Origin of the sequence: Longimicrobium sp. (assembly GCA_036389135.1) — a bacterium.
Lineage (GTDB): Bacteria > Gemmatimonadota > Gemmatimonadetes > Longimicrobiales > Longimicrobiaceae > Longimicrobium.
Map to the genome: position 1 here is coordinate 1 of DASVQP010000025.1, position 1,527 is coordinate 1,527.

Annotated in this window: 2 protein-coding genes; both read right to left on the reverse strand. The window is 71.9% G+C overall.

What is annotated here, in order from left to right:
• Window positions 1-138: 138 nt before the first annotated feature.
• On the reverse strand, window positions 139-1,227 hold the full coding sequence (locus VF584_05260) for an amidohydrolase family protein (GenBank protein HEX8209574.1): 1,089 nt from the start codon (window positions 1,225-1,227) through the stop codon (window positions 139-141).
• Between the two features lie 52 nt (window positions 1,228-1,279).
• A partial coding sequence (locus VF584_05265) for a tripartite tricarboxylate transporter substrate-binding protein (protein HEX8209575.1) occupies window positions 1,280-1,527 on the reverse strand: 248 nt, incomplete at its 5' end.

Here is a 1,527-nt window from a genome sequence, read left to right on the forward strand (position 1 = left end):
ATGGCGCGCCTGTTCGCAGATCTCGTCGCCCCAATCCGCTGCCCGCACTGCAGACGCAAACTCAGGCCACCACCTGACTTCAGACTGCCCAGGTAGTGTTAGTAGGTGCCACCAAGTCGGCAAGGCCTGTCGTCGGCATCAGCTGGCACCGGTCAGGTCCGGCGCCACGCCGGGCGGCAGCCGCTCCAGCCGATACAGCCGGGCCGCGGTGCCGCTGAACAGCGCGGCGCGCTCCGCTGCGCTGGCGCCGCTGGCCAAGCGCTTGAAGGCGTTCCACAGCACCGGGTAGCTGCACATCCCCTTGTCCACAGGGAAATTGCTCTCGAACATGCAGCGCCGCGCGCCGAAGGCCTCGATGCAGGTCTCGACATAGGGGCGCCAGGCCTCCGCCATCTCGGTGGATCCCGGCGGCCGCGGCCGCAGGTGGAAGTCGAAGCCGCCGACGTGCATCGCCAGCCCGCCCAGCTTCACCGCGACATTCGGCAGGGCGGCGAGGACGAGCATGTCGCGCCGCCAAGTCTCGAGCACCTCCGCCCGGCGGCCGGCGAAGGGGCCGACGCCCAGGGGGCCGCCGACGTGGTCCACGACGAGGGTCAGCTCCGGCACCCCGCGGGCCAGCTCGATCACCAGCGGCAGCTGCGTGTGGTAGGCCCAGACATCCAGCGTCAGCCCCATGGCCGCCAGGCGCCGGGCCCCCGCCCGGAATTCGGGGCGGCCCAGCGGTCCCGGCGGCGGCGTGACCAGGTTGGAGCGGATTTCCGGAGAGGGATGCCAGGCGGTGCGGTTGCGCACCCCGCAGAAGCGCTCCCGGGCGATCCCGAAATGCGCCTCCAGCACCGGCGCCACCCGGTCGCCCAGCGTCAGGTCGGCCATGCCGACGATGCCGGCGCAGGCACGTGTGGGGCCGTACTGCCCGGTGGCGCTCTGCGCCGCGGCACCGGTGGCGAACTCGGTCTCGCCGAGGGAACGGTGCTCCTCCGGCCCCGCGGGGCGGTACATGGCGCCGCACTGCACGAAGACGGTGGCGCGGATGTCGTGGCCGCTCGCGGTGTCGCGCAGCAGGTCATCCAGCAGGTAGCGCTCGCCCGGATGGTCCCAGAGGTGGTGGTGCGGGTCGATGATCGGCAGGGTAGGATCGATGGTGTCCTCGTGCACCTGCGCGAGCCAGTCCTCCCGCACCGCGACCTGGCGCGAGGGCGTGAGATGCGGGTCCGAGGCTGCCGCCATCGCTGCCGTGCTCCCTTCGGAAGGCGCGGCCCCGCGCCGCGCCTGCCATGTCTCAGTCGATGCGGATGTTGGCCATGCGCACCATGCCGGCGAAGAACTCGATCTGCTGCTCGCGGAAGGCGGTGAACTCCTCGACGGTGTTGGCCCGGGTGAGCGCGCCGAGCGTCTTGAGGCGCTCCGCCACCGCGGCGTCGCGGATGGTGGCGTTCAGCTCGGCGTTGAGCCGCGCGACGATGTCCGGCGGCGTGCCGGCGGGGGCGAAGACGCCGTTCCACTCGTAGGTCTCGAAGCCCGGCAGTG